Below are 4927 nucleotides of genomic sequence, written 5' to 3' on the forward strand. Positions count from 1 at the left end.
ACCGCCTCGCCGAAGTCGTGCCGCTGATACAACCGCGCACCCACCAACTCCAGCTCGCGTAAGAAGAACTGGAACAGATCGACCTCACGCGGTTGCGGATGGATGGCCACCATGACCAAGCGCCCGCGTCTGGCCAGTACGTCGACCGCCGTAGCGACCCCCGCACCAGCGCCGGACACCTCGAATGCGACGTCTGCGCCGGCGCCGTCAGTCCAGCTGCTCACCGTCGACGTAGGGTCTGCCACTCGCGGATCGATCACGTCGATGTCGTTCGCCGCAGCGATGGCGCGACGGATCGGATCCAACTCCACCAGAAGTACGCGCGCACCGGCATGCTGGGCGACGATGGCGATGAGCTGGCCGATCGGCCCTCCACCGACCACCACGACGTGTTCGTCCGGTTGCACCCGCGCCCGGCGCACGTCGTGCACCGCGACCGCGACCGGCTCGACGAGGGCAGCCCGGTCGAGGGCCAGGTCATCGGGAAGAGCGACGAGCAACTCTGCTGGAACGTTCCACGATGTCTGCATCGACCCGGGCGAGTCCACGCCGATGACGTCGAGATCGTGGCAGATGTGCGTCAATCCGCGTGTGCAAGCAGGACAGTTCCCACAGGCGCGGGTCGGCATCACCGTCACCGGTTGCCCTATCCGCCAGTCCGGCACGTCGTCGCCGACCGCGGCGATACGCCCCGACATCTCATGTCCGATCACCGCAGGCGCCTTCACCCGGGCATCCATGTCCCCGTGGAAGATGTGCAGATCGGTTCCGCAGATGCCGGTGTAGGCCACTGCGATCTGCACCTCTCCCGGTCCCGGTGGTTCGCGTTTGCACGGCTCCACGCTCAGCGTGCGCCTCCCCCAGTACGCGAGCATACGGCCCGCAGTGTCAGTCAGAGACTGGTCACCCATCGCTGACATGGCCATTCACCGCCTTCGTCGTCATGTGCCGCCGTTCTAAGCCTTCCAGCACTGGGGACTTCGCACCATGGACTGGCCGGCAGACCTTTGCACGAACCGCTCCACCGCCACGCCCGGCGCTCAGGACATGGGCCGAGACATCTCATAGACATCGCTCGATCGACGCCAGCACACCGAGCCGTGATTGAATGGGCGGACGACGTCTTGAGTTGTGAAGGAGTGGCGTTGAAGTGACGGTAGACACCTACGCTGACTATTTCGACTTCACCGTCACCGACATTGATTACGTCATTCAACGCGACCCGAACCCGAGCTGGGGAATAACAGCGTTGGTCAACGACCATTCCCACATACTCGTCTACGCCGCCTCCGGGATAGCGCACTACAATTTCGAAGGCCACGAACGCCTGGCAGTCCAGCCCGGCGACGTCCTGTTCTTCCCGAAAGGGACGCCACATACCGGGCGTGCCGACGAGGACGAACCGTGGTCGTTCCTCTCCGTCGCGTTCGACGTGACCGCTGACGCCACAGGCACCCAGAAGCAGCTGTCCTCGCTGCACAACGTCTACCGGGGTGCACCCGCCAAGCAGCTGTCCGCGCAGTTCACGGAGCTGTACGTGGCCTGGAGCGACAAGAAGCCCGGATATCTCATTCGCTGCCGGGCCATCACCATGGCCATCTTGTACGAGTTGATTCGCCAGCAGACGCTCCCGCACGTCTACACCCCGCACGCGCAGAAGATCATCAGACTGATCGAGATGATGCAGGCCAACTATCGTGAGTCGTATTCGGTCACGCATCTCGCAGAACTCGCCGGCCTGAGCCACTCGCACTTCCGGTCCATCTTCAAGGACCTCACGGGTTTGACCGCCAAGGAGTACCAGCACCGAATCAAGATCACCAAAGCAAAGGAGTTTCTCCTCAGCGGCGAATGCAACGTCACTCAGGCGGCCACCCGTACCGGCTTCAACGATATCTATTACTTCAGCCGTCTCTTCAAAAAGGTGGAGGGACGCAATCCTTCGGACTTCACAAAGCGCTGAGCGATCAGATAGCACGTAGAGACCGCCGGAGACGGCGCCGCCCTCGATCTCCGCGGTAGATCACGGTGCGGGTCGAGGGCGGCGCCAGCGGAAGTCCTACCGTAGCCGCGCGGGCGAGTCCACCGGGACTGCTGCCTCCGGGAGACCGGATGAGGCCGCGGGCGAGAACGTACTCACCGCACTCGACGGACCCGACGAGCCGCACTCGACCGACACCGGGATGCCGGTCACGTCGGACAGCTGGTTCCATACGGTGCGCATCTGGGCGTCTGTCAGGGCAACGGAGAACGGCAGGAAGCCCCAGAAGTCGCCGTCGTAATGGACGTCCGGCCACCAGCGGAAGTAGCCGATATTGACGTGCGAGCGATGCCGGAACCTGATCTTCTCGAAGTTCGTTCCCTTCGAGGCGATCAGCTCACCGTCCCGCCAGGTGGTGCGCGAGTATCCACCCTGGTGTCGAACGGCGTAGATATGCCATGCACTGGCATCGATCCCCATCGGCATCTCGCCCTCCCTGGAAGTCTGCCAGTTGCCCGAGCTGTTCGTGATGAGGTTCGTGTCGGTGAAGTGCCAGCTCAGCAGCCGCTGCATATTTGCTTCACTGGTCGGCTTGCACACCACGAAGCAGGTGAATCCCGGGAGAGCGCGAATCGGGGCCACGGCGTCCATACGGCTCTTGTGGAGCCGAAGCACCGGTCCTCCGTTCAGGCCGCCGGTGACGAGCTCCGGATAGTCGGCCGGGGAGGAGTCCAGCTGGGTTTCGTCCTCGCCGTTATGGTTCTCCGTGGTCACCTTACCGGCGTCGCGCCCTTCCGGGCCTTGGTCCGTGACCGTGACCACCAGGACCTTCGAACCGTCGGCCCAGGACGTGATCGCCGCCTCGTCGAGAGAGCCATCGGCGCCGAACGCGAAGTTCTCCTGGACGGAGTCACTCGCACGCTCCAGCGTGATCGCGCCGCCCACGAAGGCCGGAACGACCTGGTTGAGCCCGATGACGCTGATCGCCTCCGTCTCCCAGTCGACCTCCGGCCGGGTTGAGAACTCGAGCGGCGCCGGGTCCGTGAGACCGGACCGGTTGATGCCGCCAATGCTGTAATCGGCGGAGCCCGGAGGCGGCGTGTACCTGAAGGTGGCCAGCCCGTTGAATCCCGGCGACAGCTTGACGGACGCTGGCTCGAACTGGCCGCCTCCCCCGATGTCGGTGGGATAGACCCTGATGGGCTGCTCGATGTAGCCCCGGTAGTCGACGATGAACGGCGCCGACGACTCTTCCGCACATCCGCCGTTGGGGCCGCTGAGATAGTAGACGTCCGGCGCCGGGGCGCCGGTGTACTTGTCCAGCACCGCCATCTGGACGGTGTTGCGTCCGTCCCGCTGTGGCGTAATGCCCATCACGTAGTTCTCGAACCACGCGCCGCCGGACCAGTACGTGACGCCTACGCCGTTGTCCTCGCAGTAGGCGAGCATCTTGTCGAGGGTCTCCAGCCACTCGGGATCTCGGTTGCTCGCCCCTACCTCGCCGACCAGGCCACGCATCCCGTGCTGGTTGAGCCAGCCGACATAGTCCTCCAGCCGCTGCGCACCAATGTCCGTCGTCAGCGGACCGGGCGGGTCTTGCAGCGTGTCGCCGGCCGCGACCTCCTCGTCCCAGTCGTAGTGCGTTCCGGACGAGTCACGGTCGAAGTAGTTGTGCGCCGAGTAGATGAGGTTGTCATTGGGATCGTTGAGGATCAGGTCGCTGTTGTACTCGAGCCAGCTCGCGGCGGATGCCCAGTTGTCGCCCTCGACGATGATCGGGGTCGATGTGTCCACCGTTCGGATCGCGTCGATCGCCGCTTGCGCCGCGTCCGGCCAGGCGTCCGGCGAGGGCATGTTCTGTGGCTCGTTCATCAGGTCGTATCCGCCCAGCCCGGGTTTGCCGACGACGGCCGTCGCCAGCCGGGTCCACAGGTCGGCGAAGTCCTGGCTGGTCACGACGCCAGCACCGATCTTGTCATCGCCGTACTTGCCATAGTCGTGCACGTCCAGGATGATCTTCATGCCCTGCGTGCCGGCATAGTCGACGACGTCCGTGATGAATCCGAGGTACTCCGCGTCCAGCGGCCCGTTCAGGGCGTGCTGGACGCGTTGCCACCTGAACGGCAGCCGGATCACCGTGAGGTTCCGGCTGTTCATGTAGTCGAGCTCTTCCGGAGTCGGTACTGCGTAGTCGAAGTGAGGCGTGCCCGGCATCTTCCACGGCGAGAACTCCAGCCCGGCGAGATTGGCGCCGACGTAGAACGTTCCGTCACCGGGGTCGGCGGCGGCGCGGGGTGCCCGGAAGATCGAGGGCGCCGCCACTCCTGCGGCAACGCCTGCGGTCACGACGCCCGCCGTGCCCAGGAGCCGGCGGCGACTGATCTCTGGTGCGGTGTTGTCGGTCACGTCCATTGTGGCCTCCGATCGATGGTTAACGCTTGATACCGGTGAGTTCGAGCTCGGCGGCGCGCAGGCAGGCCGCCTGGTGGTCACCTCCTTCCGCGTCGTTCGTGGTCGGGTGCAACACCGGCGGGCTGGCCGGCTGATCGCACACGCCGGCCCGGGCGTAGTGGCAGCGGGTGTGGAAATAGCAGCCCGGTGGCGGGTTGACGGGGTCGGGCAGGTCGTCTGCGAGCCGGATCCGACGGTTGGCGTCGCGCCGGGCGGGGTCCGGCCGCGGCACGGCCGAGAGCAGCGCCTCGGTGTACGGGTGCTGGGGGTCGTTGTAGACGTCGGCGGTCTCGGCGAGCTCGACGATCTTGCCCAGATACATGACCGCGACCCGGTCGCAGATGGACTCGACCACGGACAGGTCGTGGGAGACGAACAGGTACGTCAGGTTGTACTCGTCCTGTAGGTCGCGCATTAGGTTGAGAATCTGCGCCCGCACCGAGACGTCCAGCGCGGAGACCGCCTCGTCGGCGACGACCAGGCGCGGCTCGAGGA

General features: G+C 65.0%; 4 protein-coding genes. 1 reads left to right on the plus strand and 3 read right to left on the minus strand.

Annotated features, from left to right (window positions below; genetic code table 11):
- A partial coding sequence (locus tag ELR45_RS28920; RefSeq protein ID WP_205857480.1) for a zinc-dependent alcohol dehydrogenase occupies positions 1–911 on the minus strand: 911 nt, incomplete at its 3' end.
- A gap of 239 nt (positions 912–1150) precedes the next feature.
- Between ELR45_RS28920 and ELR45_RS28925 the strand changes: the two genes are divergently transcribed.
- On the plus strand, positions 1151–1963 hold the full coding sequence (locus ELR45_RS28925; protein ID WP_129669402.1) for a helix-turn-helix transcriptional regulator: 813 nt from the start codon (positions 1151–1153) through the stop codon (positions 1961–1963).
- Between the two features lie 96 nt (positions 1964–2059).
- On the opposite strand, the gene ELR45_RS28930 is transcribed toward ELR45_RS28925, so the two are convergent.
- Together ELR45_RS28930 and ELR45_RS39510 are read right to left on the minus strand one after the other, a co-directional pair.
- The gene (locus ELR45_RS28930) at positions 2060–4387 is read right to left on the minus strand and encodes a glycoside hydrolase family 5 protein (RefSeq protein WP_205857481.1); all 2328 of its coding nucleotides are present in this window, start codon (positions 4385–4387) and stop codon (positions 2060–2062) included.
- 25 nt (positions 4388–4412) lie between these two features.
- A partial coding sequence (locus ELR45_RS39510) for an oligopeptide/dipeptide ABC transporter ATP-binding protein (protein WP_205857482.1) occupies positions 4413–4927 on the minus strand: 515 nt, incomplete at its 5' end.

This window comes from Phytoactinopolyspora endophytica (genome assembly GCF_004138495.1).
GTDB lineage: Bacteria > Actinomycetota > Actinomycetes > Jiangellales > Jiangellaceae > Phytoactinopolyspora > Phytoactinopolyspora endophytica.